At 56.6% G+C, this 24393-nt stretch carries 17 protein-coding genes; 8 read left to right on the top strand and 9 right to left on the bottom strand.

Features of this window, described 5'->3' with window-relative positions:
- Window positions 1-788: 788 nt before the first annotated feature.
- Window positions 789-2381, bottom strand: coding sequence for a methionine--tRNA ligase (gene metG, locus KTT_RS15370; protein WP_160145894.1), 1593 nt, complete (start codon window positions 2379-2381; stop codon window positions 789-791).
- Window positions 2382-3045: 664 nt separating this feature from the next.
- Between metG and KTT_RS15365 the strand changes: the two genes are divergently transcribed.
- A complete protein-coding gene (locus KTT_RS15365) occupies window positions 3046-3291 on the top strand; it encodes a sulfurtransferase TusA family protein (RefSeq protein ID WP_126596823.1) in 246 nt (81 codons plus the stop codon).
- Window positions 3292-3418: 127 nt separating this feature from the next.
- On the opposite strand, the gene KTT_RS15360 is transcribed toward KTT_RS15365, so the two are convergent.
- A complete protein-coding gene (locus tag KTT_RS15360) occupies window positions 3419-6433 on the bottom strand; it encodes a serine/threonine-protein kinase (protein ID WP_126596822.1) in 3015 nt (1004 codons plus the stop codon).
- Window positions 6434-7602: 1169 nt separating this feature from the next.
- Here KTT_RS15360 and hflX point away from each other — a divergent pair.
- Together hflX and KTT_RS15350 are read left to right on the top strand one after the other, a co-directional pair.
- Window positions 7603-9021 (top strand): GTPase HflX, encoded by a 1419-nt coding sequence (gene hflX, locus KTT_RS15355; protein WP_218030895.1) that lies wholly within the window; start codon window positions 7603-7605, stop codon window positions 9019-9021.
- 247 nt (window positions 9022-9268) lie between these two features.
- Window positions 9269-10354 carry a glycoside hydrolase family 172 protein gene (locus KTT_RS15350; RefSeq protein ID WP_126596821.1) on the top strand — a complete coding sequence of 362 codons (1086 nt, stop codon included), beginning with the start codon at window positions 9269-9271 and terminating at the stop codon, window positions 10352-10354.
- Between the two features lie 68 nt (window positions 10355-10422).
- Here KTT_RS15350 and KTT_RS15345 read toward each other — a convergent pair whose 3' ends face one another.
- Entirely contained in the window at window positions 10423-11271 is an 849-nt protein-coding gene (locus KTT_RS15345; protein ID WP_218030894.1) for an RNA methyltransferase, read from the bottom strand.
- Between the two features lie 265 nt (window positions 11272-11536).
- Here KTT_RS15345 and KTT_RS15340 point away from each other — a divergent pair, with 265 nt between their 5' ends.
- A complete protein-coding gene (locus tag KTT_RS15340) occupies window positions 11537-12031 on the top strand; it encodes a hypothetical protein (protein ID WP_126596820.1) in 495 nt (164 codons plus the stop codon).
- A 171-nt stretch (window positions 12032-12202) separates the two neighbouring features.
- Here the strand turns inward: KTT_RS15340 and KTT_RS15335 are convergent, their stop codons facing one another.
- The 5 genes from KTT_RS15335 to KTT_RS15315 form a co-directional block, all read right to left on the bottom strand.
- Window positions 12203-12433, bottom strand: a complete 231-nt coding sequence (locus KTT_RS15335) for a putative glycolipid-binding domain-containing protein (RefSeq protein ID WP_268904533.1) — start codon at window positions 12431-12433, stop codon at window positions 12203-12205.
- 137 nt (window positions 12434-12570) lie between these two features.
- On the bottom strand, window positions 12571-12981 hold the full coding sequence (locus KTT_RS15330) for a PPOX class F420-dependent oxidoreductase (protein ID WP_126596818.1): 411 nt from the start codon (window positions 12979-12981) through the stop codon (window positions 12571-12573).
- A 127-nt stretch (window positions 12982-13108) separates the two neighbouring features.
- Window positions 13109-14128 (bottom strand): Gfo/Idh/MocA family protein, encoded by a 1020-nt coding sequence (locus KTT_RS15325; protein ID WP_126596817.1) that lies wholly within the window; start codon window positions 14126-14128, stop codon window positions 13109-13111.
- Between the two features lie 484 nt (window positions 14129-14612).
- Entirely contained in the window at window positions 14613-16688 is a 2076-nt protein-coding gene (locus KTT_RS15320) for a bifunctional aldolase/short-chain dehydrogenase (RefSeq protein ID WP_126596816.1), read from the bottom strand.
- An 83-nt stretch (window positions 16689-16771) separates the two neighbouring features.
- The gene (locus KTT_RS15315; RefSeq protein ID WP_126596815.1) at window positions 16772-17593 is read right to left on the bottom strand and encodes a DeoR/GlpR family DNA-binding transcription regulator; all 822 of its coding nucleotides are present in this window, start codon (window positions 17591-17593) and stop codon (window positions 16772-16774) included.
- Window positions 17594-17972: 379 nt separating this feature from the next.
- Here KTT_RS15315 and KTT_RS15310 point away from each other — a divergent pair, with 379 nt between their 5' ends.
- A complete protein-coding gene (locus KTT_RS15310) occupies window positions 17973-19076 on the top strand; it encodes a Gfo/Idh/MocA family protein (RefSeq protein WP_174844790.1) in 1104 nt (367 codons plus the stop codon).
- A gap of 71 nt (window positions 19077-19147) precedes the next feature.
- On the opposite strand, the gene KTT_RS15305 is transcribed toward KTT_RS15310, so the two are convergent.
- A complete protein-coding gene (locus KTT_RS15305) occupies window positions 19148-20158 on the bottom strand; it encodes an aryl-sulfate sulfotransferase (protein WP_126596814.1) in 1011 nt (336 codons plus the stop codon).
- A 662-nt stretch (window positions 20159-20820) separates the two neighbouring features.
- Between KTT_RS15305 and KTT_RS15300 the strand changes: the two genes are divergently transcribed.
- The 3 genes from KTT_RS15300 to cobA are packed head-to-tail and all read left to right on the top strand — an operon-like array spanning window position 20821 to window position 24146.
- Complete coding sequence (locus KTT_RS15300; RefSeq protein WP_126596813.1) at window positions 20821-22575, top strand: NADPH-dependent assimilatory sulfite reductase hemoprotein subunit; 1755 nt, start codon at window positions 20821-20823, stop codon at window positions 22573-22575.
- Between the two features lie 34 nt (window positions 22576-22609).
- On the top strand, window positions 22610-23314 hold the full coding sequence (locus KTT_RS15295; RefSeq protein ID WP_126596812.1) for a precorrin-2 dehydrogenase/sirohydrochlorin ferrochelatase family protein: 705 nt from the start codon (window positions 22610-22612) through the stop codon (window positions 23312-23314).
- Complete coding sequence (cobA, locus tag KTT_RS15290; protein ID WP_126596811.1) at window positions 23301-24146, top strand: uroporphyrinogen-III C-methyltransferase; 846 nt, start codon at window positions 23301-23303, stop codon at window positions 24144-24146. Before KTT_RS15295 ends, cobA begins: the two co-directional genes overlap by 14 nt.
- The last annotated feature ends 247 nt before the right edge of the window (window positions 24147-24393 follow it).

Raw genomic sequence — 24393 nt, 5'->3', positions numbered from 1 at the left:
AGTGTCCCTTGCCTTCTAGGAATGACAAGAACAATCCTAATTCTATTTTCATCCACACTTGATAAAACGTATTAGTTTAAACATTATCAAACGGGGTGACATATAATGAAACAAAATTATAGCATATAATTTATCCAACAGCAAAAAACCTATTTTTGCTGTTATTCTCCTATATCATTTAAAGGGGAAGGTGTCAGACACACTTTTTGTGGGAGCGTTCCCGCCCCCGCACAGGCGGCCGCATACGCGGCCGCACGTTTTTTGGGATGGTGCAGCGGGCGCTAGACGCGCCCGCTGCACCATCCGATAGAAGTCTGCTTGCGCTTGCCAATGTGGAGCACTCAAACACCTTAGCCTCTGCTTTATATGTTGGCGCAGCGGACATGCTCAGAGCGCCCGCTGCACCATCCGATAGAAGTCTGCTTGCGCTTGCCAATGTGGAGCATTCAAACACCTTAGCCTTTGCTTTATATGTTGGCGCAGGGGACATGCTCAGAGCGCCCGCTGCACCATCCGATAGAAGTCTGCTTGCGCTTGCCAATGTGGAGCACTCAAACACCTTAGCCTCTGCTTTATATGTTGGCGCAGCGGGTGCTCAGAGCGCGCCCGCTGTGCCAACATATAAAAGCTTGCGAGATTTCAATGGCCCTTATAGGTGTTGGTGCGACAGGTGCGCATGGGCACCTGTCGCACCAACCCCTACAACTAATGCGGCCGCGCAAGCGGCCGCCCAAGCAGGGGCGCAGGAGCGCCCCTGGAAAAAGTGTGTCTGACACTTTTTATGGACTTTATAGGGCGATGTCCGGATCGAGGCGGGGGAAGAGGAGGGGACCGGGGACGACCTGGGTGAAGGTGGCGCTTCCCCAGGCGGTATCATGGTCCCAGGTGCCCGCCTGCAATGCGGGGAGTCCGAGTTGTTCGTAGATGCGCTGGCTTGAGCCAGGGATGTAGGGAGTCAGCAGAATCGCCAGGATGCGCGTCGCTTCGGCGGCGGAGTATAAGACGGTATCCAGGTGCTGCTCTTCGCTCTTTTGCTTCGCCAGTTTCCAGGGTTCGCTCTGTTCAATGTACTGGTTGACACGGCGCACGAGGGCCCAGGTCGTGTGCAGCGCCTGGCCGATCTCCCAGTTTTCAAGCGCGGTCTGCGCCTTTTCACGTGTGGCACTGGCCATCGCCTGCAACTCCAGTTCAAGAGGACCAGCCACGCCGGGCGTGGGCACGCTACCCTGGCGATAGCGCTTGATCATGGAGACAACGCGGTTGAGCAGGTTACCAAGGTCGTTTCCCAGTTCGTCATTATAAAAACGCAGCAGACCGGCGCGCGAGAAATCGCCGTCGGAAGCGAACGAGAAGGTGCGAACCAGGTAATAGCGTACCGCGTCGGCGCTAACCTTCTCTACCAGGGCCACAGGATCAATAACGTTGCCCAGAGTTTTTGAGATGCGCTGGTTCTCAAGCGACATAAAACCATGCACCGGGATCTGGCTGGGCAATGGTAGGTCCGCCGACATGAGCATGGCAGGCCAGTAGAGGCAGTGGAAGCGAGTAATGTCTTTGCCGATGACATGGGCGTTGGCGGGCCAGTAGTGCCAGAATTTCTGCTCGTCGTCGGGGAAACCGATGGACGTCAGGTAGTTGGTGAGCGCGTCAAACCAGACGTAAATGACGTGCTGGGGATCATCGGGGACTGGGATACCCCAGCCCTCAATGCCAGGACGCACCCGGCGCGATACCGAGAAGTCACGCAGTCCCTGGCGAATCAAGGAGACGATCTCGGCCCTGCGCGTGGCGGGCACGATAAAGTCTGGATTGGCCTCGATATGCGCCAGCAGACGATCGCTGTAGCGGGACAGGGCGAAAAAGTAGTTCTCCTCATCCAGCCATTCGGGCGATAATGAGGGATGGTTGGGGCAGCGCCCACCAACCAGTTCCTCGGTAGTGTAGAAGTTATTACAATTCGGGCAGTACCAGCCTGAATAAGTGTCTTTATAGATATCCCCTTTAGCAAGGGCACGCCGGAACATCTCCTGCGAGGCGCGCAGGTGGCGCTCCTCCGTGGTGCGTATCCAGTAATCATACGAGATATCTAACGCCTTCCAGGCTTGCCGGAAAGCTTCATCCATCAGGTTGACCCACATGTGTGGCTCGACGCCTTCCTCGTTGGCTTTCAAGAGCACATGCAGGCTATTTTCATCGATACCCATGCTAAAAAAAGTGTCATCCCCACGCAGACGATGATAACGCGCCACCACATCGGCCATGACCTTCTCTAATCCATGACCAATATGCGGCGCGCCATTGGGATAGTCGATAGCCGTCGTAATGTAGTAGTGGGTTGAACCCTTCTCATCCGTATCTTCACCGAAATGCTTATACGTCATAGCGCTTACCTCGCAAAAAAGATAGCCAGTAGTACATAAAAAGAGAGGAGCGCAGATCGTGTCATCTGCGCTCCTCTTCATATCCAGGCTTCTGCGATGCTTACCTTTTCAAGGACCCCGGCGATATACAGGGAGAGAAACATGACACGCTGCGACATACCATTGTCATCATCTGAGACATTGGCATGCACATAGGCATCATAGCAAGCATAAGAGATCCTTGTTCCTGCCGCAAGATAATTTTTCACTCCTCCGCCACAAAAAAGGGACTTCTGATAAGCAGAAGCAAAATGAGCAAATTTTCACCCGCAGGTGTTATTGCTAAGTGTATCGAGAAGAGCCATCTTTTGTCAAGCTTATTTAGGGCTCTTTCAGCGCTTTTTTTATTTCATCTTTGGCGCCTGCGGCGCCGGGTTGGAAGTGTGGAGTGTGTATGGTAGGCGGCCGCGGCCGCCTACCATACACACTCCACACTTGAAAATATCCATAGAAAATTGATCAACATTGTCATAAATAAACACCCATTCGGGCCTTGATGTATGTTACAATTAAAAAAAACTTATCGTGCGCGCTCACTAGGACGATCTCGATGCGCCGCATTAGAAACGAAATACATATTCCGATATAGATTTTGTTCACACATTTCTCGCGAAAGGCTTCTAAGATGGAACGTTCAAATACAACGGTAAAACCTGATCGTATCCTTGATTTAGGGACAGAGGGCTGCAGTCGTTTATTAGAGAATATCGCTGATGCCATGGTTGACCTGGCCCCCGGACAAACGCTGTTGGTCATCGCGAACGATCCGGCCGCCCCCCTCGATATCAAAGTCTGGAGCCGCACCACGGGAAATACCTTGTTACAGGCCAACCTGATCGAGAATCAATACCTGATCCAGAAGAAGCGCTAATTGAAACGTTTGCGCGCGTGGAAAGGTAATCGGACGCGAGGTCCGAACATATGAAGGCGTCCTCGTCGTAGGTGCCGGGCTCGCCCCGGCTTGGAGCTCCACGACCCCGTCCCCGGACACGTTGAGGTCAACGGACGAGCTCCACACGTGTGACGAAGAGGATGCCCTGGAAGAGCAGGACGCAGGCGGCCAGCAGGAAGATGGGGCTGATGATCTGCAGGAAGGCGCAGCATAAGGCCAGCCCAAAGCAGATCCAGAGAATGGTGCGTTCGGTTGGCTGGAATGCTCGCTTAAGCCAGAGCAGGCTGAGCAGTGCGATCACAATCAGCCCCATGGTGGCGATGTAAAAAGGCAGGACGATGTGAGGGTTGGCGAACCAGGCGATGATATTTGTATGCGTATTCCCCCCTTTCTTGCCATGATCGAAGAAGAGCAGTCCCAGCACCAGGGTGTTACAGAGCATCTGCCAGCGATCCCAGCCACTAAATGGGCGCACAAGGCGAAACAGTCCAACCACCAGAAAGAGCAACAGCATCCACCAGAGCAACTGGTTAAGGTCAATCCCTATTGCGCCACCTCCCAACCCGGATGAAAGAGGCCCGGAGGCAGTACCAAAAAAGGGCAGGGTCAGTACCAGCGCCAGTGTGGTCAGCCAGAGGATGAGGTGTTCGAGGCGCATGGTGATAAGGGGCCATTTCCAGCTCTGTTGCGGTTGCAGTTGCGGCTGCCATTGAAAGCTACTATTGTTCAGGCTGCTATTCTGCTGATTGGCAGATTTCACGTGGCGCCAGATCACACGGCCCGCAACAGCTCCGACCATGCCAACGATACACCATAGGAAGATCACGGCCCCAACCTGGTTTCCGACGACGATCTCCATGCCGACCTGTGGCGCGGCACGCCAGCCGGGCAGCACGCGTGGATCCGCCGGTAGAGAGGATGAGGCATGGGACCAGATGGCTGCCTGTAGCAGGGCCGTCAGAAGGGCGACCAGGTGGATTATGCCACGTTCCAGCGCCGTAAAGAAGTGGCGTGCGCGCAGCAGTTGGAGCGCTACCAGTATCAGCAGGCCATATGCCGCCAGCAGATTGACATTGAGCAGGGCCATGAAAGAGGTGGCGAACAGACCTGTCAGGACCGGTACCGGATGGGTGGCCGGCGCGTTCTCCAACATATTTTGCAGCAGCACGCAGGCGACAGCCAGCACGGTCAGTGAGATCCGCGCCAGGCGCGTAGAACCTGATACGAGAAAGATCCACAACAAAGCGATGAGTAGCGGTCCCCAGCCCAGCAGGACGTTAAAGACCATGTCCTGATTTTCGCCGGGCTTCCCCATCCAGAACAGGGCAGCCGATAGTGGCGTCTGAACCAGCTCGTTAAGGCTACCGAGATGGAGCTGCAAGGCGATCGCGATAATAGAGACGATAAAGACCATGACGCGATCAAACCAGGCATAAGCTCTACGAATCCGTGCAAAAGAGCACACGGCACAGACCAGCAGGCAGAGACACAGCAGGCCGTTGATCAGTTGCAGCACCAGAGGTGCGGCTCCCGAGAACAGGGCCGACAACGACTCACTTCCCAGACTATAAGATGTACAGGCGTACAACAGGGCGATCATGCCCAGCGCGAGGTGGCTGGCCCAGGTCCCATAGCGGTCAGCGCGCCAGAGAGAGATACCAGCCAGTAAAAGGATCAGCATGCCGATAACCTGGCCGAAGCGAATGGCGTTAAGGGCGGCCTGCACATCCGCGAAGGCGGGCAAGGCAAGGCAGACTCCCAGCAGCCCAACGATCAGACCGGTCAGGATATTGCGCGTCAGGCCGTTGTGGATAGACTTACTGCGCCGTGCCAGCACAACCAGTCCCAGCAGCAGCAGACACAGGCCAAGGATGACTACGTGCACGGGCGCCTGCAATCCAATCAGCGCGTATAGACTTCCCCCGACGGTGACCGCGAAGAGGGCCAGGAAGAGGAGACCGAAGCGCCAGGTCCAGACCGGTGGGGTGAAGCTCAACGGGAGATAGGCCGGGATGTGCTTTACTACGTGCAGCAGCCGGGTCGGTAGAGCGGTTAGCTGGCTCCTGAGATAGGGAATAGACAGGTAGGCGAGCGAGCTCCTGATATGGCCATACATGTGGGCCACAAATGGGATGATGACCAGGCTCAGCCAGAGTCCAGGTTTGCCGGGCAGGTTGTTGTAGCGCCGCATGCGGCCGCCGAACTGGGCGGCGTAGGCCGTTTTGGCGTCATAGAATGGATCACTGCCATGCAGCGATACGGTGGTGGACGCGCCCTGCTGCTGCATCACAAGTAGCTTTCCATAGACCTCGTAGGCGCTGGATGGGCGCCTGGCGGCATCGGTCGCGACCAGCTGCTGGATCAGATTGCTCAGCTCGATCGGAACGGCTGGATTATAGTGCCTGACCGGCTGGAAGTGGAACGGCGTCGGCTGATTGTCGTTAGGATGGCGTCCGGTCAGGCAGGTGAACAGGGTAGCCCCCAGGCTATATAGATCTGAGCGCGGTGAGGTCTGACCATGGCCAAACTGCTCCGGTGGAGCGTAGCCCAACGAGCCAAAGGATTCGGTGTCGAATCGCTGCCCCTGCTTGAACAGGCGCGCGATCCCAAAGTCGATCAGGTAGACACGTCCCTGGTCCGTAACCATCACATTGCTGGGCTTGAGATCGCGAAAGACGATCGGCGGAGCATGCTCATGCAGATAGCTCAGGACAGCACACAGCTGGAGCGCGTACGAAATCACCTGTCCAACGGGTAGGGAACCGGTTGGGCTCTCCTGCATCAACTCCTGCAGGGTCTTGCCCGCGATAAATTCCATCACCAGGTACGAGCGACCATTTTCAGTGAAGGAGGTGTAGACCTGCGGCAGGTTAGGATGCTGCAGAGAGCCCAGCAGGTTGGCCTCGCCGTGGAAGCGCTGCTGCGCATCGACGAGCTGCTCGGGTCGCAGGTTGGCCTGGCTCATCTCTTTGATGGCCACCATACGATTATGCTCATGGGTATCCAGAGCCTGATAGACGGCCCCCATACCACCCTGACCCGCCAGAGCGACGATTTGATAGCGCTGGAATAAGAGAGAATGAGGCGGCAGGAACCCCGTATGGTTGCTGATACCAAACATGTGTTCCGTCCCCTTATCTATAAAAACTATATCCCGATGATCAGGCAGGATATACGGATAATGCTAACCCATGCGGCACCTTCACAAGAAGGCCGCACATTTATTTAAACGTAAAAGCCGCTTGTTTTTCCAATCACCTTTATCTCATCAATTGCCGCGCGCTCGGTTCGCGCGGTTGATTGGTATTACCGGGTCGTGTTGAGGGTGCCGAACCGGCCGGGAACGGGGGCCGCTTCGCGGCAGGCGACCTCAAGGGTCGCCCCTACATGGGCGTTCCTTGTTTAAGGGGCGTTTCGATTTTGGGGGACATTCCTTGTTTAAGGGATGCGCATGCAAAGAGCCATCTCCTTTCTTTTTATTGGCGCGAGGGGACACAGGCAAGCGCATGCAAAGAGCCATCTCCTTTCTTTTTATTGGCGCGAGGGGACACAGGCAAGCGCATGCAAAGAGCCATCTCCTTTCTTTTTATTGGCGCGAGGGGGCACAGGCAAGCGCATGCAAAGAGCCATCTCCTTTCTTTTTATTGGCGCGAGGGGGCACAGGCAAGCGCATGCAAAGAGCCATCTCCTTTCTTTTTGATGTTTTTTAGGAGTTGGTGCAACACCGTGAATAGGCGCGAATGCGCCTATTCACGGTGTTGCACCAACTCCTAAAAAACCATTTTGAGCGCCGCAGGCGCGTAGCGTCAGGGGCCGAAGGCACGAAACGATGGTGCTCGGGCGCAAGCAAGACCCGAAGCCACAGCATTGACTTTTAAGGCCAGGCGGGGTATAATGTATCTACCACACTTTTTAGGAGATGCGACGAGTGATAGTCTTTAATTAACCATGAACAACCGTTTTGCAGGTGTCAGGCTGTTTTTGTCTGTCCTTTTTCTGGCCGGTGAGCCGGGGAGAGTTGCTTTGCGGTATCCTGGTGATGAAGACTTTCTTTGTTGTTAGCGTCTTTTCTTTCAACCAAGAATTTCCCCACTCCATTCTATACGCTCACAGATTTTGTGTCATCATCAGGATTCATCAGCCATCGAGCATAGAACGCCGTCCATGCGTATGCATATCATGTCATATCTGGCAGCGATCCGGCAGGCAGCATGCAACGACACGTAGATACACAGGCATACCCTTTATAGATAGAGTTTATTCCGTCCCGTTGACGGAAAGGAGCCAATTTTGCCGGAACAAGTTATTCGTCAAACAGAAAAAAATCGTGATAACGAGCAGAAACCGATGCAGGGCTTGCTGGCCGACGCTCCGCTGCGTGCGATCCTGGTCAGTGTAGAAACGGTAGAGACCGATTGGCCAGTCGATGAGTCGCTTGATGAGCTGGAGCAGCTGGCATCGACGGCCGGAGTGCAATGTGTGGATCGCATGGTCCAGCGCATGGAGCATCCCCATCCGAGTACCCTGCTCGGTTCGGGAAAGGTGCAGGAGCTGGCCGAACTGCTGCGCTTCCACGATTGTGACGCGGTCATCTTTGACCTTGAGCTGCGACCGAATCAGCACCGCAATCTGGAACGCGAGCTGGAGATCCAGGTGCTGGACCGCACGGCTTTGATCCTGATCATCTTTGGTCAGCGTGCCCGTACCCGTGAGGGTCGTTTGCAGGTTGAGCTGGCACAGGTCGAATATGACCTGCCGCGCCTGACGCGCCAGTGGTCCCACCTGTCTCGACAGAGTGGTGGTGGCACCAATCAGCGTGGTGAAGGTGAGAAACAGATTGAGGTTGACCGCCGTCTGTTACGTCGCCAGAAGGATCAGCTGGAGGAGGAACTGGATCAGGTACGCAGCCAGCGCCAGCTGCATCGCGAGCGCCGCAAGTACGCGGGCGCGCCGGTAGTGGCCCTGGTCGGCTACACCAATGCTGGCAAGTCCACGATGCTCAATCGGCTGGCCGGATCTCAGACGCTGGCCGAGGATAAGCTGTTCGCGACCCTGGACCCGACGACGCGGCGCGTACGCCTGGCCGGCGGCCAGGAGATTCTCTTCTCGGACACAGTAGGATTTGTGCAGCGTCTGCCAACGACACTGGTGGCGGCCTTCCGTGCTACACTGGAAGAGGTGGCGGAAGCGGATCTACTGGTACACGTGGTCGATGCCTCGCATCCCCATGTACAGCATCAGATTGAGGCGGTTGAGCAGGTGCTGGAAGAGATTGGGGGCGGTGGCCTACCCATGGTGCTGGCCCTGAACAAGGCCGATCTGCTGCCCACTGACCATCAGCTGGAGTTGACCGGCATCGCCGCCACGCTACCCAAAGTAGAGGTATCGGCGATGAAGGGGACGGGTGTTGAGGATCTGCTGCGCTGCATCAGCGAGACGCTGGTGGAGCAGTTTACGGCCCTCGACGTGTTGATCCCGTACGATCGTGGAGAGCTGGTAGCCCAGTTCCACCAGTATGGTACCATTGAAGTTGAGGAGTATGAGGAGGGAGGTACCCACATCCGTGGACATGTTCCGCAGAACCATAGTGGTCCCTTCCATGCCTTCGAGCGCGTGGTGCAGGAGAAAAAGGTCAGACCTTCACGGCGCGCCAAACAGGAGCTGGCCGAACAGGAAGCATCCCAGCCAGAGGAATCTATTGTTTCGTAGTTGCATTGCTGCACAGATAAATAAAAGTGGTGCAGAAGGTACGCGGTTGCGTACCTTCTGCACCACTTTTATTTATCTGTGCATGTTGGGGGAGGTGGGGAGCGCAGGCGCCCCCATGTTTTTATATTGATGGCGAGGTAGAAAATGCGCGGCTGCGCATTTTCTACCTCGCCATCAATATAACAGGTGAGCACCGTAGGTGCGAACATGCAAGCAATGATGATGTTTAGCGAAGGAGCAGAGGAAAATGACAGATGGTTTTAACGGTCTGGGGATGGGATTGGGGAACCTTTCCCGTCTCTCACATGCGAAGACACGATCGATCAGTGCTGAGAACTTTAGTGGCGAGAAGGGCCAGGCAGGCACGGCTACGGAGGGGACGGGCGCGTTCCATGCCCGTGATCTGGGTCAGGGCTGGAAGGTCTCCCCTTCGATCAAGATCGCCCCGCATAGCACCTTTACGCTGGCCGAGATCGCGGGTTCCGGCGCCATCCAGCATATCTGGATGACGACGTATCCAGCTCACTGGCGGCAACTGATCCTGCGCGCCTACTGGGATGGTGAAGAGGCGCCTTCGATTGAGTGTCCCTATGGTGATTTCTTCGCCAATGGTTGGAGTGAGCGCTGCAACATCAGTTCGCTGCCGATCGCGGTCAATCCGGCTGGCGGCATGAACTCCTACTGGGAGATGCCATTTCGCCAGAGCGCTCGCTGGACGATTGAAAATCTGAGCGACAACGATATTGTGCTCTATTTTCAGATCACCTATACCCTGACCGACGTGCCGGAGGATGCTGGCTATTTTCATGCTCACTGGCGGCGCAGCAATCCATTGGGCTATAAAGAGGTGCATACCCTGCTGGACCACGTTCAGGGCCGGGGACACTATGTGGGAACGTACCTGGCCTGGCAGGTCAATAATCGCGGCTGGTGGGGTGAAGGAGAGATCAAGTTCTACCTGGATGGCGACCAGGAGTTCCCGACCATCTGTGGCACCGGGACCGAGGATTATTTTGGCGGCGCCTGGAACTTCGAGCATCCGCAGGGCCAGTACGGAACATATTCAACGGCCTTCCTGGGGCTGCCACAGGTAATCAAACCGGATGGGCTTTACAGCAGCCAGCAGCGCTTCGGCATGTATCGCTGGCATATCATGGACCCGATTCGCTTCGAGGAGGATCTGCGCGTCACCATTCAGGCGCTGGGCTGGCGCAGCGGCGGCCGCTACCTTCCCCTGCAGGATGACATCGCCTCGGTCGCCTACTGGTACCAGAGTGAACCACATGTACCCCATCCAGTGCTACCCGCCATCGATGGCCTGGAGATCATTTAATAGCGAATTGACAAAAAGCTCCCGCTTTCTTTTGAGCAAGGAAGCGGGAGCTCTCTGCGTCTGACTGGCTAGCGGGATCGTGATAGGGAGCGGCGCTGACGCGTGGCCTCATATAATAAGATCGAGGTGGCGCAGGCCACATTGAGCGACGAGGCGGAGCCAGCCATCGGGATGCTGACGACGGTATTGCAGAGCTCGCGGTAGGCGGCGCTCATGCCCCAGGTCTCGTTGCCGACCACCAGCAGGGTTGGCTGTGTAAAATCGTGCTCGGTCAGCTCACAGTCTCCCTTCTCATCACTGCCCACCACGTGAAGCGCTCCCAGGCGTTTTCGGACGGTCTCGATCCAGGGCTGCAACTCTTTCTGTGAGGGCAGGCGCACCACCGGCAGGGCGAAGAAGGAGCCCGTGGTGGCGCTGATGGTCTCCGGATCGTAGAGGTCCACGCTGTGTCCGGTGATGACCATGCCATCGACCCCCATAGCATCGCAGGAACGAATGATGGTGCCCAGGTTGCCCGGACTGGCGGGGCGATCAAAGACCACCACCAGCAGATCATCCTTCAGGGGGATGCGCTCCGGATCATCCTCCGGCATCGTCACCAGAGCGATCAGCTCCGATGGTTCAGATTTATTGCTCAGTTTGGCGTGCAGGTACCAGGGCAACTCGTAGTGCACCTCGGCCTGCGAGTCACTCAGGATATTCTCAGCCCAGTCCGAGAGTGGCTTGTCTCTAGAATATAAGAAGGCGCGCACGTGCCAGTGATAGTGCAGCGCCTGATTGATGGGACGAACCCCCTCCACAAAGAATTCGCGCTGGCGCAGGCGCTTCTCGCGCTTGCGCCGCAGCGTCTCGGCATACTGAAAATCGTTGTTCTCTGAATGTATCTTGACGATGCGTGGTCGTGTACCTGGCTTCATCCCCTCTTTACCTTCTTATCTTCTTAACTTCTTATTTTTCTTTGATTACGGCTGCCCCTATCTTATCACAGGATGGGAGAGGCAAAGCTGAAAGAGCTACATCAGTGTGTTCGCGTCATTAGAAAATAAAGCTTTGTTTTAAGTAATTTCATAGGTTATAAAACTATATTGAACTCGTTAAATAGCTAGATGCCTGAGTATGTCTTTGAGGCGATTTATTTCTCTATAGGCATCTATTTGCCATTACATTGAAAAGGAGTGGTTTATGATTAACCGAACCGATTTTACAGATCACGAATGGAAACAGCTGGAAGATCTACCCATTATTATTGGCAGTGGCATCGTTGCTATTTCCAGGAGTGGGGCCATCGGCAAAATCAAAGAAGCGATGTCGCTTATCTCCGGTCCTCGGGAAGCCGCCAAACAATTTCCAGCGAACCAGCTTATTCAAGAACTGCTCAGTTCGGAAGGCACTAAAAGTTCTCAAGAAGAAGATCATGAGAAAGTTTTATTTGTAAATGATCCTGCTCAGGTTACAGGCTTCTTGATGGAGCGCTGTCGTGAGGTAGTCACCATCCTCGACAGCAAGGTCAGCGTTGAAGAGGCTAATGATTATAAACGTTGGATAGTAGCCAGTGCCGAGCATGTAGCCAATACCAGCAAGAGTGGAGGATTTCTGGGCTTTGGGGGCAAACACATCGATGATCGAGAAGCTCAGTTCTTGCAAACGCTGCGGGAAACGCTGGGCATCAGCGCTTAACTTTCTTTATCATTTTGGCATATTCACAGAAGGATGGCCCATTCTTCCCGCTCTCCAGACGCGGGGAGAAATAGGACATCCTTCAATCGGGACTAAAGTGATCCAGTTCTACCAACAACCATCAGCTCTCTGCCCCTGGCTTCAAGTACGCAATTCCCCCAACAAAAGCATTTATTGCTGCCCGGTTCGCTGCCAGAGTGCTGGATAATCGATGACCAGCCCCCGGGAATCAACTGGTAGATCGGCGGTGAAGTTGCTTTCCAAACCTTCATAGCGATAGGTGCCGCCCCCAGTTGAGCGGGAAAGACAGGTGTAGCGTTGTTGCGCTGGACAAATAGAGAGGTCTGGCACAGAGATATAGGCCACCAGGAGATCCATGCTCTCGCCCGGTTTAAGTGCCAGGCGCTATCAGAGGGGTCCACCAGGATATAGGTTTCCATGACAGACAATGCCTCCATTATCGTTAACTGACAATCATTCATGGATCGAGCGCTCGGGCCCACTTTGCCATCAACACCAGGAAGGCGAGCGATCGGCCGCTATTTAGTCCAGGGACCAATACCGCTGACGCGCTCGACTGTAATGTGGGTAATATAACCTTCAGGCGCGTTATCACCGGCGAACTGTGTGCCCGGTCCAACATAGACCTGCGCCAGTTGATTGAGCAGACGAGGAGCACCTCCTTCGGTAACTCTGGCGCGACCATGAATAACCAGGTAGTTGTCTAATCCATTGGTCTTGCCCCCGGTCAGCAGCGAAAGCACGACCCGGTTGTCGCGCTGGATGTTTTGCACCTTCTTATGCAGTTTAAGGTGGGCACTAACGATTTCATCGTTATCCAGACCAATCCAGATGACGGTGACCTGTGGGCTACCATCCGGATTCAAGGTGGTCAGATGTGCCAGGTGGCCCGCCGTCAGGGCTCGGCGTACCTCATCGCTTAGAATCATATCAATCACAACCTTTCTTCTATTCATCAAAGGGCTTTAAAGTTAGTATAAAGTGAAAACAAGAAAAAAGAGAAGCGCCAGCAGAGCCGAGCTTCTCTTTTCATGCCTTTAGAGATGATAGTGATGATTATGCAACGTTGACGGGCTGGCCAGTTTTGGCCGATTCGATGGCGGCGAACATCAGCGCCAGGGTCTTGAGGTTATCACGGCCCGTGGTTTCGGGGACGCTGTTAGTGTTGACGGCCTCGACAAAGGCGGCCAGGCTACCCGAGCGGTCGAGCGCGGTCAGTTCGGGCAAGACGATAGGCGTCAGTTCTTCTTCGCCGCGCAGGCGGATGGCGGCGTATTCGGGCTTCTCGCCACGGCTGGTCCAGACCAGTTCGCCCTTTTCGCCTTCGATGCTCCACTCACCGGCCCAATTGGTCTGGGGCGCGGTACTGACCCAGCTACCACGGTAGTTGACGACGGCCCCACCATCGAAGGTAATGGTCATGGCGCCTTCGGCGGGCTCGTCGTAGTTGCTCCAGGGAGCATTCCATGTTTTGCAGCTAACCTGAACCGGCTCCTGACCGATGATCAGGCGCATCAGATCAAAGTGGTGGATCGACATGTCAGCCAGCAGGGGCTCCCAGATATGATAATGGCGGTGCTCGGCGATGGGGGCAATATTGTCGTAGCGCCGGAAGTCGAGGTTGATGGTCCCCAGGCGTCCAATCTGCTGCGCGGCTACCGCGGCGGCGGCGGCACGCGCGGCTGGCTGGAAGCGATAGTTCTGACTGATCATCAAGATGCGTCCACGCTGCTCGGCCAGTTCGACCAGTTCACGCGCTTCCGCCACGGTCGGGGCGAACGGCTTCTCCATCAAGACGTGCTTATCGGCAAGTAAGGCGGTGCGGGCGCTCGGCACGTGTCCTGGCAGGCTGGCCGTTATCAGTACGGCCTGCGCGCGTACGGTCTTAAGCGCCTCGTCCAGCGAGGTGAAGCAGCGATCGGCCGGCAGGTTCAGGCGATCACGTGCAGCTTCCAGGGCGCTGGCGTCGATCTCAACCCAGGCGGTAGTCTCAACGTCCTTATTTGTGGCGACAACGCGACGAGCCCAGTCGCCGCCCCAGCCACCAAGTCCAACATGAATAATCTGTAATGTCATAATGGTTACGACTCTCTCTGGTTACAGTACAGCGAGGTAGCGATAAGCAAACGTCTTTGTTTAAACTGTACACTGCTCGCTCAGTGAATGAATACAGTAGGTGCTGACATGGGCGGGGGCGAACATGCGCATAGTTTGCCTCTGCTCAGGTGTTTGCCAGCAAGCTTTTCAATATTATCGCACCAAGCGCAGGTGTTGCATAGACCTGTGCCTATCTTTGGAGGATAGGCACAGGTTGTTTGAGGCTGTACTTTTGTGCCTTCGGCCCTTGACTCTACGCGCCTACGGCGCTCACAAAGTAGTTAATATGTGGGTGTCGTGGGCGCTGGGCGCCCACGACACCCACATATTAATACTGGTGGGGAGAGGCTGCCTTCCCTCATTATACTGGCGCTACGGCGCTCACAAGATGTTTAGAGTGTTGGTGTCGGAGGCGCTCGGCGCCTCCGACACCAACACTCTAAACATCTTGTGGATTACCCTTTTAGCGGGTGAAGGCGGCGGGGACGCCTCCGTCGACGGTGATCATGCAGCCGGTGGTTTTGGCGGATTGGGTGGAGGCCAGGAAAATGATGGCGTTTGCGATGTCGTCGGGGTAGATGTTGACCTGCAGGGTGGTGCGTTTGCGGTAATATTCTTCGAGCTGGTCGGGCTCGATGCCATAGGCCTGGGCGCGTTCGTTGCGCCAGCGTGAGCTCCAGATGGCCGATCCCTGGAGGACGGCGTCGGGGAGGACGGAGTTGACGCGAATGCCGAATTCTCCTCCTTCGGCGGCGATGCAGCGGGCAAGATGGGCCTCGGCGGCCTTGGCGCTGCTATAGGCGGCGGAGTTCTTTCCGGCGTAGACGGCGTTTTTGGAGGTGATGAAGACCATGCTGCCGCCGAGCCCCTGGAGCTTCATCTGGCGGAAGGCTTCGCGGGCAACCAGGAAGTAGCCGGTGGCCAGGATGTTGATGTTGAAGTTCCAGTCCTTGAGCGAGGTTTCGTCGAAGGGACTGGCGGCGGCGATGCCGGCGTTGTTGACCAGATGATCCACGCCTCCATAGGCCAGGATGGTTTCGGCGAAGCTGTCAATGACGGCCTTTTCGTCGGTGACATCGACCTTGACGGGAAGGGCACGGCCGGCTCCATAGATGGCGTTAAGTTCGTCGGCGACCTTCTGCGCGCCTTCCAGGTTGATGTCGGCCAGGACGACGTGGGCGCCCTGATTGAGGAAGTGGCGCGCGGTGGCGCTGCCGATACCACCGGCCCCTCCGGTGATTAAGGCGACCTGGCGCGAGAACTCGGCTTCGGGCGGCTGCAGGGTCAGTTTGTAGAGCTCCAGGGGCCAGTACTCGATGGCGTAGGATTCGCGGGCATCGAGCGAGGTGAAGGTGCCGAGGGCCTCGGTCCCCTTCATGACCGAGATGGCCCGCTGGTAGAGGGCGTCGCTAACCCGCGCCATAGCCTGCGATTTGCCGGTGTTAATCATGCCGATGCCAGGAATCAGGATGACCCGGGGCGCGGGGGTGGTCATGCTATCGCCGTCGCTTTTGTACTGCTGGAAATAGTCGGCGTAATCCTGCTTATAGGACGCGATGCCAGACTTGATCCGTTCGACCAGGCCGGCTGAATCATCAGTATTGGGGGTCCAATCGACGAACAGAGGGACGCGCTTGGTATGTACCAGGTGATCGGGACAGGCCGCGCCAACCTGAGAGACCGTGGCCGCGTTCTGGCTATTAACGAACTGGAGGATTTCGGGGCTGTCGTTGTAGGTTGTCAGCATGCGCTGCTCGCGGCTGACCTCGCCACGAATTATGGGGAGGATCTGTACCAGGAGGTGGCGGCGCTCTTCGGGTGAGAGCGATTGATATTTCTGGCCGCCAAAGAGTGGCTGATTGCGTGCCGCGGCCTGCTCTTCAATATAGCGCTGGGCCTCGTTGATGACCGAGATGGTGTGGAAGTAGCTCTCTTCACTGCTGTCACCCCAGGTCACCAGGCCATGCTTCTCCATTAGCACCAGTTCAGCGTGAGGATTAGCGCGAACGGTGTCGGCGATCATTTTTGAGAGCGAGAAGCCCGGGCGGATATAGGGGACCCAGACGAAGCGATCGCCGTAGATCTTTTCGGCGATCTCGCGACCGCCCTCGGTGCAGCACAGACTGATGATAGCGTCGGGATGGGTATGGTCAACGTGCTTGAACGGGAGGAAAGCGTGGAGGAGCGTCTCGATAGAAGGGCGGGGATGTCTGGGGTCCAGCATACAGTGTCCCAGGTAGGCAACCATATCTTCGTCCGACATTTGGTCGCGCTCCAGCAGGGGATGAATATCTTCCAGGTTGAGGGCCGTAAAGTGGCGGGCCTCCATGGTAGCCAGGTCAGAACCACTCCCTTTCACCCAGAGTACCTCGACGTCGCGGCCCCGAAAGTCTTTGGCGACCGTTTTAATCGAGGTGTTGCCGCCACCCCAGTTGGCGATGGAGCGATCGCTGCCCAGCAGGTGGGAGCGATACACCAGTTCATCCAGGGCGTTGCGCGCCCGCGCCGCCTCTTCTTTGTTCCAGGCATTGTTGACCATGGGAATTCTCCTTCTTCATTAAAAAAATATATAGATAATCCTCTTTATGAGAACAAGATAACTTAAACATGGATCACGGCTACCTATGCCTTAGCGATCCAGACCTCGATGCCTGCGTCGCGCAACTGGTCAACCATCTGCGCGGGCGCCCATTCATCGGTAATCACCATTTTCAGCCGCTTGATGTCACAAAACGTGGCGAAAGCCACATGTCCCCATTTGGTATGGTCGATCAGGGCAACGACGTCGTGAGCGGCCTCAATGATGGCTCGTTTGAACGCGACCTCCTCGCTGCTGACCTCGGTCAGCCCTTCGCCCATAGTCAGGCCACGGGCACCAACGAAGGCGGTCTGAATGTTGACGCGCTGCAGCACGGCCGCGCCCCAGCTTCCCACCAGCGAAAATGATTCGCGGCGCAACATGCCACCGGGGGTCAGAACCGAGATGCCGGGATAGCCAGCCAGCTCCATGCTCGCCCGAATACCATTGGTGATGATGCTCAACTCCTGTCTATTTACCAGGTAACGCGCCAATGCCAGCGCGGTCGTACTGGAATCGATCGCGATCGAGTCGCCGTCGTGCACTAATTGAGCCGCCAACTGACCGATGAGATCCTTTTCCAGTTTTTGTAACTGCTTGCGAATATCGAAGGCGGGCTCGGCATACCTTGAACGTGCCAGCATCGCGCCTCCATGGGTGCGCACCACCAGTTGACGCTCTTGGAGCCAGGTCAGATCTTTACGAATGGTAACGGTCGAAACCAGGAAGAGCTCACTCAAGTCCTGTACCGAGAGGCGGGGATGCTCCTCCAGGGTACGCGCGATCTGTTCTCGACGCTCATACGTAGTATGAATTTCAGGGCCCGTTGTTTCATTTTCTTTCGTTTTGATATTTTTTATACACATATCAAAATTCCTTTTGTTTCAAAACGTACACTTATTGGGTACCATATTACCTGTACATTTGTCAAGTGAGATTTCATTCCTTTCGTATGTGAAAATTATCGCAATTAGAGATGCTTATGTTTTTTGTCGCTTTGCCCACCATGAGCCCTGCCATTTCAAGGAAAAATAGTGTACACTTCACGTTAAGTAGGTTCGGCCCTTGCGGCCGATTTCCTCTCCACGCACATCCATGTTCACCGAATGCGAAGAGCACGGAAACCAACATTCCATATATGAGATGCATATTTATACGGAGAAGAGAAATCGGCCGCAAGGGCCCTACGATTTGCGATGATTCTTTGTGGTCGTGAATAAATATTGGAAGGATGGTTGGTGTATCATGCCGAGAACCAGGATAGGTGTCATCGGATGTGGCAAGATCAGTGGTATTTATCTTGAGGCCAACAAACGTTTTGATAATATCGAGGTAGTGGCATGCGCGGATATAGATATGAATCGCGCACGCAGCCAGGCTGCCGCCTATGGCATTCCTCGCGCCTGTAGCGTCGAGGAACTGCTGGCCGATCCAGGGATTGAGATCGTGATCAATCTCACCATTCCGAAGGTACATGCCGAGGTGGCGCTGGCCGCGATCGCGGCGGGCAAGTCGGTGTATGGTGAGAAGCCGCTGGCCGTCAATCGGGAGGAAGGGCAGCAGATACTGGAGGCGGCGCAGGCGAAGGGGGTACGGGTCGGGAGCGCGCCGGATACGTTCCTGGGTGGCGGCCTGCAGACGTGTCGCAAGTTGATCGATGATGGGGCCATCGGGCAGCCGGTGGCGGTCAGCGCCGCCATGCTCTGCCATGGACACGAGCACTGGCATCCAGATCCAGATTTCTACTATCAGCCCGGCGGCGGCCCCCTCTTCGATATGGGACCCTACTATCTGACCGCCCTGGTCTCGATGCTGGGTCCGATTACGCGCGTGACCGGATCGGCGCGCGTGACGTTTCCCGAGCGCACCATTACCAGTCAGCCAAAGAATGGCCAGAAGATCCAGGTTAAGACGCCGACGCATATCGCGGGCGTGATGGATTTCGCCAGCGGGGTAGTGGGAACACTGGTGACCAGCTTCGATGTGTGGGAAAACCACGCGCCGCTGATCGAGATCTATGGGACCGGGGGAACATTGAGCGTGCCCGATCCCAATACCTTCGGCGGTCCGGTAAAGATATGGACCATGCAGAATCCGCAGTGGCAGGATGTCGAGCTGACCCATGGCTATAGCAATAATAGCCGTGGGCTGGGCGTGGCGGATATGGCACAGGCCATACGCAGTGGACGACCCCACCGGGCAAATGGCGAGCTGGCGTACCATGTACTGGATGCCATGCAGGCCTACCTGGATGCGTCACTGGAGAGCAAGCACGTCGAGCTGGGCAGCACATGCGAACGTCCCCAGGCTCTGCCCACCGGGCTGGCCGATGGACAGATCGACGAGTAGCTCGTATTTCCTGGTAAAGGCAAGACAAGCAGGCATATGTGCTATGCCTGCTTGCTATCTGTCAATATGTGCTACACTTGAATATGTGCCATATGCAGAGAAGACAGGTGATTTGAATCGACGGCTACGAGCGGCAGGGCCTCGTACAGGCGCCATTCGGGATTGAGGTCGATCTGGCCATAGGGCTTTTCACCGGCGGCACCAGAGCGCAGGACGATGCGTGTATTCTTGCCATCGACCAGTACCCAGAGGTCGTTGCGGTAATCGTACGAACAGTCTTGCAACCAGCTCGTCTGGGCATCCACCCGGGCTTCGATGGTTCCGCACAGTCCTTTGATATTGACCAGGAGGCCACACCCCCGGCCGGTATCGGCGATGGTGATGTAGTCCTCGTTGAGGATGCGAACCGAGTGGGGATGGTCGAGGCCGTCCAGCACGGTCCGCCAGGTGCCGCTGGCCCGGTCGATAGCGATCACTCTCCCCTGGTGGAAGAGGGTCGCCAGGATGGTGCCATCGGGCAGTTCAGCGACCGAGTTGACGTGGGTGGTCTGGGCCAGGGTGCCAAACTTAACGCCGCGATAGTCTTCATCTTTATTAATATAACGGGGCTCTCCGCCGGGCGTCAGCTCGAAGCCGTGCTCGACCGCCCACCAGTCCCAGAGACGCTCACCGCTCTCAGAGAACTCGACAATGACGTCCAGGCCAGTGCTGGCCACCAGGTAGCCACGCTGGCTGCGTGATAGCGAATGCAGCAGATTGAATGATGGCAAACTGATGGTTGATGGCTGCACCGTGGAGAGGTCACGCGAGACGCGATGGACCTCGTACATGGTCGCGACCAGGAAACCATCATCGGTGGAAACCATGCCGGCCGGCATCGACATATCCAGGCCGGCCTGAACCTCGCCTTTGTCGTTGAGGAGACAGAGTAGACCACCCTGGTCATCCTTCGGCTTTTGCAGGCTACCCAGTACAGTAACGGGACATTCCGTTTGTTGCTCTTGCTGCGCCTGTTTGTTCTGGGCCCAGTGATTCTTCAACATCGAATGCCTTGTCGAGATGCAACTGAGGAGAAAATCCATGTGTTTACTCCTTACATATTTCATGTAATTCAATGTTTAATGACCGTCAAAAGGTTGACAGAGTGATCCCCTGGCCTTATAGTAATTACAATACTAGTTTGTTGATCTACTATATCAACATAGTTGTCTGAATTGCAAGGGATAATTTTGCCATATACGGCAGTATAAAGCGACTATATGGGGATGTGAGGGGTTCCCTCACTCGCCGCCCTGCGGGCGGCGGGAGAGAAAAAAGTAAAGGTGGGGACACCCCACACCCCGGCAGGAGGGCTCGCCGCCCTCCTGCACCTCCCGCTCATAAGCGGGGAAGAAAGGGTGGAGGACTTGAGCATGCCCCCGGCATACTCGCCCACACCCCGGCACGAGGGCCTCGCCGCCCTCCTGCACCTCCCGCTCATAAGCGGGGAAGAAAGGGTGGAGGACTTGAGCATGCCCCCGGCATACTCGCCCACACCCCGGCACGAGGGCCTCGCCGCCCTCCTGCACCTCCCGCTCACAAGCGGGGTAAAGAAAAGCGGGGATGCAAGGGGCGGCGAGCCCCTTGACTGGGGGCGCGGGGGCTGTGCCCCCGGAATTTCTTCTTCCTCTCTTCCGCCGCCCTGCGGGCGGCGAGTGAGGCGGCATCGCAACAAACAGGGGTAGAACTCTCAAAGGAGATTTTAATGAGCACACCCGATCAGGATAAGAATGAACTGGACAAAACTCTTTTGCACCTGGGGCCAGGTGAGGGGAGTAAGGTAGAGCATATTAAGGTTGAGAGCAATTATTTACGGGGCCAGATTGTTGAGGAATTGGCTCAGGATACGCCTCGTTTTACTGAGGATCAGGTGCAGCTTATTAAGTTCCATGGCATGTACCAGCAGGAGGATCGCGATGCCCGGCAGGCGCGTAAGGCGGCGGGCGCTGAGAAGGCGTATCAGTTTATGATTCGGTCGCGCATCCCCGGTGGGGCTTTGACGGCCGATCAGTACCTGGTGCAGGATGATCTGTCGGAGCGCTATGGCAATCATACGATGCGCATTACGACGCGTCAGAGCTTTCAGCTACATGGCATCCTGAAGGGGAATATCCATGCGACGATCAATGAGATTAATAAGTCTCTGTTGTCGACGCTGGCGGCCTGCGGTGATGTGAATCGTAATGTGATGGCCTGCCCTGCACCTGTGTCGAGTCGGGCGCAGGCGCAGATTCAGGAGATCGCGCATAAGCTGGCGATGCACCTGGCTCCGAAAAGCTCGGCCTACCATGAGATCTGGCTGGATGGCGAGAAAGTGGCGTCCAGCGAGGAGCCGGAGGTGGTGGTGGAGCCGATGTATGGTACAACCTACCTGCCGCGCAAATTTAAGGTGGGGGTGCTCTATCCAGGGGATAACTGCATCGATGCCTTTACGCAGGATATCGCCTTTATCGCGCGGGTGGAGGACGAGCAGCTGGTTGGCTTTACGGCGGTGATCGGTGGCGGCATGGGGGCTACGCACGGCAAAAAGGAGACGTTCCCACGGCTGGGCAACCCACTGGCCGATGTGTCGGTTGACCAGGTGCTGAAGGTGGCGGAGACGATCATTACGGTGCAGCGCGACTATGGAGATCGTACCAATCGCCGCCATGCGCGCATGAAGTATGTGGTTGAGGAGCGGGGCATTCCCTGGTTCCGGCAGCAGGTGGAGGAGCGCCTGGGCTATCAGCTGAGCGATCCCAGCGAGGTGCACTTTCATGATGTGGATCACCACCTGGGCTGGCACCAGCAGCATGACGGCAACTGGTTCCTGGGTCTGCACATTGAGAATGGTCGCCTGAGGGATACGGAGACGCTGCAGTTGAAGAGCGGTCTGCGCACCGTAATCAAGGAGTTCCGTCCTAATATCCGCCTGACGGCACAGCAGAATATCCTGCTGATCGATATTCCCAAGGAGCAGCGCGCGGCCATCGAGGCGCGGCTGCAGGGTTTTGGCATCGAGACCGATGCCGAGGCCATCGGCGCCTATCGCTACGCGATGGCCTGTCCGGCGCTGCCGACCTGTGGGCTGGCGGTGGCCGAGGCGGAACGCGCTTTGCCGGGAGTAGTGAAGCAGTTGGAGGCCAACCTGCAGGAGCTGGGGCTGGACGGTGAGAAGATCAGCTTCCGCATGACGGGCTGCCCCAACGGGTGCGCGCGTCCCTACATGGGCGATGTGGGCTTTGTGGGTCGTTCGCGCGATCTCTACAACGTGCACGTGGGCGGCGACTGGCAGAATACGCGCCTCAATACGATCTATGCGCAGAACGTCAACGTGAAGGATATCCCCTCGGTCCTGAGTCCGCTCTTTACGCTGTGGCGCGATGAGCGAGAGGCTGGGGAGGGCTTCGGCGATTTCTGTCACCGCATCGGCGTAGAGCAGTTGAAGGAACGCGCGGCGGCCCAGCCGGTGACGCGCTAAACGAGGAAAAGAGAAGGCAAGGTAGAGAGGGACGATGCCAGACTACTATTCGATGATGCTGGATGTGCGCGAACGACCGGTACTGGTCGTAGGCGGCAACGCGGTCGCGGCCGAAAAGGCCGCGGCCCTCTGCGCCGCCGGGGCACACGTGACCGTACTGAATCCAGAATTCTGCCCTGAGCTGCAAGAGCTGGCTTCACGCCATCCCAACGTGACGCTACGCCAGAAGGCGTATGAGCAGGGGGACCTGGCGGGCGCGTTCGTGGTGGTAGCGGCGGCGACCTATGAGCCGGAACTGGCGGAGGCGATCTGGCAGGAGGCGCAGCAGAACAATCAGCTGGTGAACATCGTCGATCTGCCGGCGCGCTGCAATTTTATCGTCCCCTCGATCCTGCGCCGGGGGCCGCTAACCATCTCCGTATCCACCGGAGGGACCAGTCCGGGCCTGGCGAAACGTATTCGCCAGCAATTGGAGAAGCTCTTTCCGGTAGAATACGCAACCTATATGCGCCTGGCCTCCATTGTGCGCGTCTACCTGCGTCAGGGTGGCCTGAGCTATGCGCAGCGGGACGAGTTCTTTGGCGAATACTTTAATTCGGATATTCTGGATCGCTTAATCGATCAGGATGAGGCGGAGGCTTGCGCCAGTGTCTCTCATCTGCTACAGCGCTACCACATTGATATCCCCGTATCGACCATTATCCATGACATAAAAGAGGCAGAGCATGAGAAGCATTGAGAGTGATTCCGCTACCCAGGAACATCAGCCGGATGGCTCTGGATCAAATAACGAGGCCACGGGCGGAACGGCGGGCAAGGTCTATTTAATCGGAGCCGGTCCGGGTGATCCCGAACTGATGACGGTCAAGGGACTGCGCTACCTGCGCGGCGCCGATGTCGTGCTCTACGATCGCCTGATCAATCCTGATCTGCTACGGGAGGCGCGCTCAGACGCGAGCCTGATCTACGTGGGCAAGGGTCCTGGTTGCCATAGCATGCCCCAGGAGCAGATCAACACGATCCTGGTGAGTCAGGCCCAGCAAGGACTGACCGTGGCGCGCCTGAAGGGCGGTGATCCCTTTGTGTTTGGACGCGGGGGCGAGGAGGCACTGGCCCTGGTGGAGGCACAGATCCCCTTTGAGATCGTGCCCGGCATTACATCGGCCATCGCCGTACCCGCCTACGCGGGCATCCCGGTTACCCATCGCGACTATACGACATCATTTACCGTCATCACCGGACACAAGGGCCGCTCGGCCTCGCCAGCGGTGAACTGGCGGGCGCTGGCCGACCTGGGCGGGACCCTGATCGTGCTGATGGGAGTTAAGGCGCTGCCCGATGTGACACGCCAGTTGATCGAGGGCGGACTTGACCCGGCGACACCGGCGGCGGTCATCCAGGAAGGGACGACGCCTCAGCAGCGCACGGTCACGGGAACCGTGGCGGATATTGCGCAGCGCGCCGCCGATGCGCAATTAGATTCACCGGCCCTCACGATCATTGGCTCCGTGGTGAACGTTGGAGATGCACTGGCCCACTATATATCGATCTCTGGGCGCACCGCCGAATAAACAAATCGGAAAAAGGGCGCAAGGTCCAATACTTTCGACGTAACCCGCTGGCACACATTTGAGTGGAACGTGCGCTCCGGGGCACGGAGCCGCTTCGCGGCAAGCGCCCGCAAGGGGCGCACCTACGGCTATTTACGCCATAACCATCCCCCGATTTTGCTTATCCTCCATCATCCATCCAGGTTCTTCTAATTTTGCGCCTGCCTCTTTATATTTAAACAGGCAACCTATGTGAGGCTTTTTGACT

It is taken from the genome of Dictyobacter aurantiacus, assembly GCF_003967515.1.
In the GTDB taxonomy this organism is placed as follows: domain Bacteria; phylum Chloroflexota; class Ktedonobacteria; order Ktedonobacterales; family Ktedonobacteraceae; genus Dictyobacter; species Dictyobacter aurantiacus.
This window is presented reverse-complemented; position numbering and strand designations above follow the sequence as displayed.

Excerpts from the sequence above, each read along its gene's own strand:
- cobA (WP_126596811.1), top strand. The coding sequence starts at position 23,301 with ATGAGAAGCATTGAGAGTGATTCCGCTACCCAGGAACATCAGCCGGAT.
- KTT_RS15320 (WP_126596816.1), bottom strand. The coding sequence starts at position 16,688 with ATGGTCAACAATGCCTGGAACAAAGAAGAGGCGGCGCGGGCGCGCAAC.
- KTT_RS15325 (WP_126596817.1), bottom strand. The coding sequence starts at position 14,128 with ATGACATTACAGATTATTCATGTTGGACTTGGTGGCTGGGGCGGCGAC.
- KTT_RS15310 (WP_174844790.1), top strand. The coding sequence starts at position 17,973 with ATGCCGAGAACCAGGATAGGTGTCATCGGATGTGGCAAGATCAGTGGT.
- KTT_RS15360 (WP_126596822.1), bottom strand. The coding sequence starts at position 6,433 with ATGTTTGGTATCAGCAACCATACGGGGTTCCTGCCGCCTCATTCTCTC.
- KTT_RS15350 (WP_126596821.1), top strand. The coding sequence starts at position 9,269 with ATGACAGATGGTTTTAACGGTCTGGGGATGGGATTGGGGAACCTTTCC.
- KTT_RS15305 (WP_126596814.1), bottom strand. The coding sequence starts at position 20,158 with ATGGATTTTCTCCTCAGTTGCATCTCGACAAGGCATTCGATGTTGAAG.
- KTT_RS15345 (WP_218030894.1), bottom strand. The coding sequence starts at position 11,271 with ATGAAGCCAGGTACACGACCACGCATCGTCAAGATACATTCAGAGAAC.
- KTT_RS15315 (WP_126596815.1), bottom strand. The coding sequence starts at position 17,593 with ATGTGTATAAAAAATATCAAAACGAAAGAAAATGAAACAACGGGCCCT.
- KTT_RS15295 (WP_126596812.1), top strand. The coding sequence starts at position 22,610 with ATGCCAGACTACTATTCGATGATGCTGGATGTGCGCGAACGACCGGTA.
- metG (WP_160145894.1), bottom strand. The coding sequence starts at position 2,381 with ATGACGTATAAGCATTTCGGTGAAGATACGGATGAGAAGGGTTCAACC.
- KTT_RS15330 (WP_126596818.1), bottom strand. The coding sequence starts at position 12,981 with ATGATTCTAAGCGATGAGGTACGCCGAGCCCTGACGGCGGGCCACCTG.
- KTT_RS15365 (WP_126596823.1), top strand. The coding sequence starts at position 3,046 with ATGGAACGTTCAAATACAACGGTAAAACCTGATCGTATCCTTGATTTA.
- KTT_RS15340 (WP_126596820.1), top strand. The coding sequence starts at position 11,537 with ATGATTAACCGAACCGATTTTACAGATCACGAATGGAAACAGCTGGAA.
- KTT_RS15300 (WP_126596813.1), top strand. The coding sequence starts at position 20,821 with ATGAGCACACCCGATCAGGATAAGAATGAACTGGACAAAACTCTTTTG.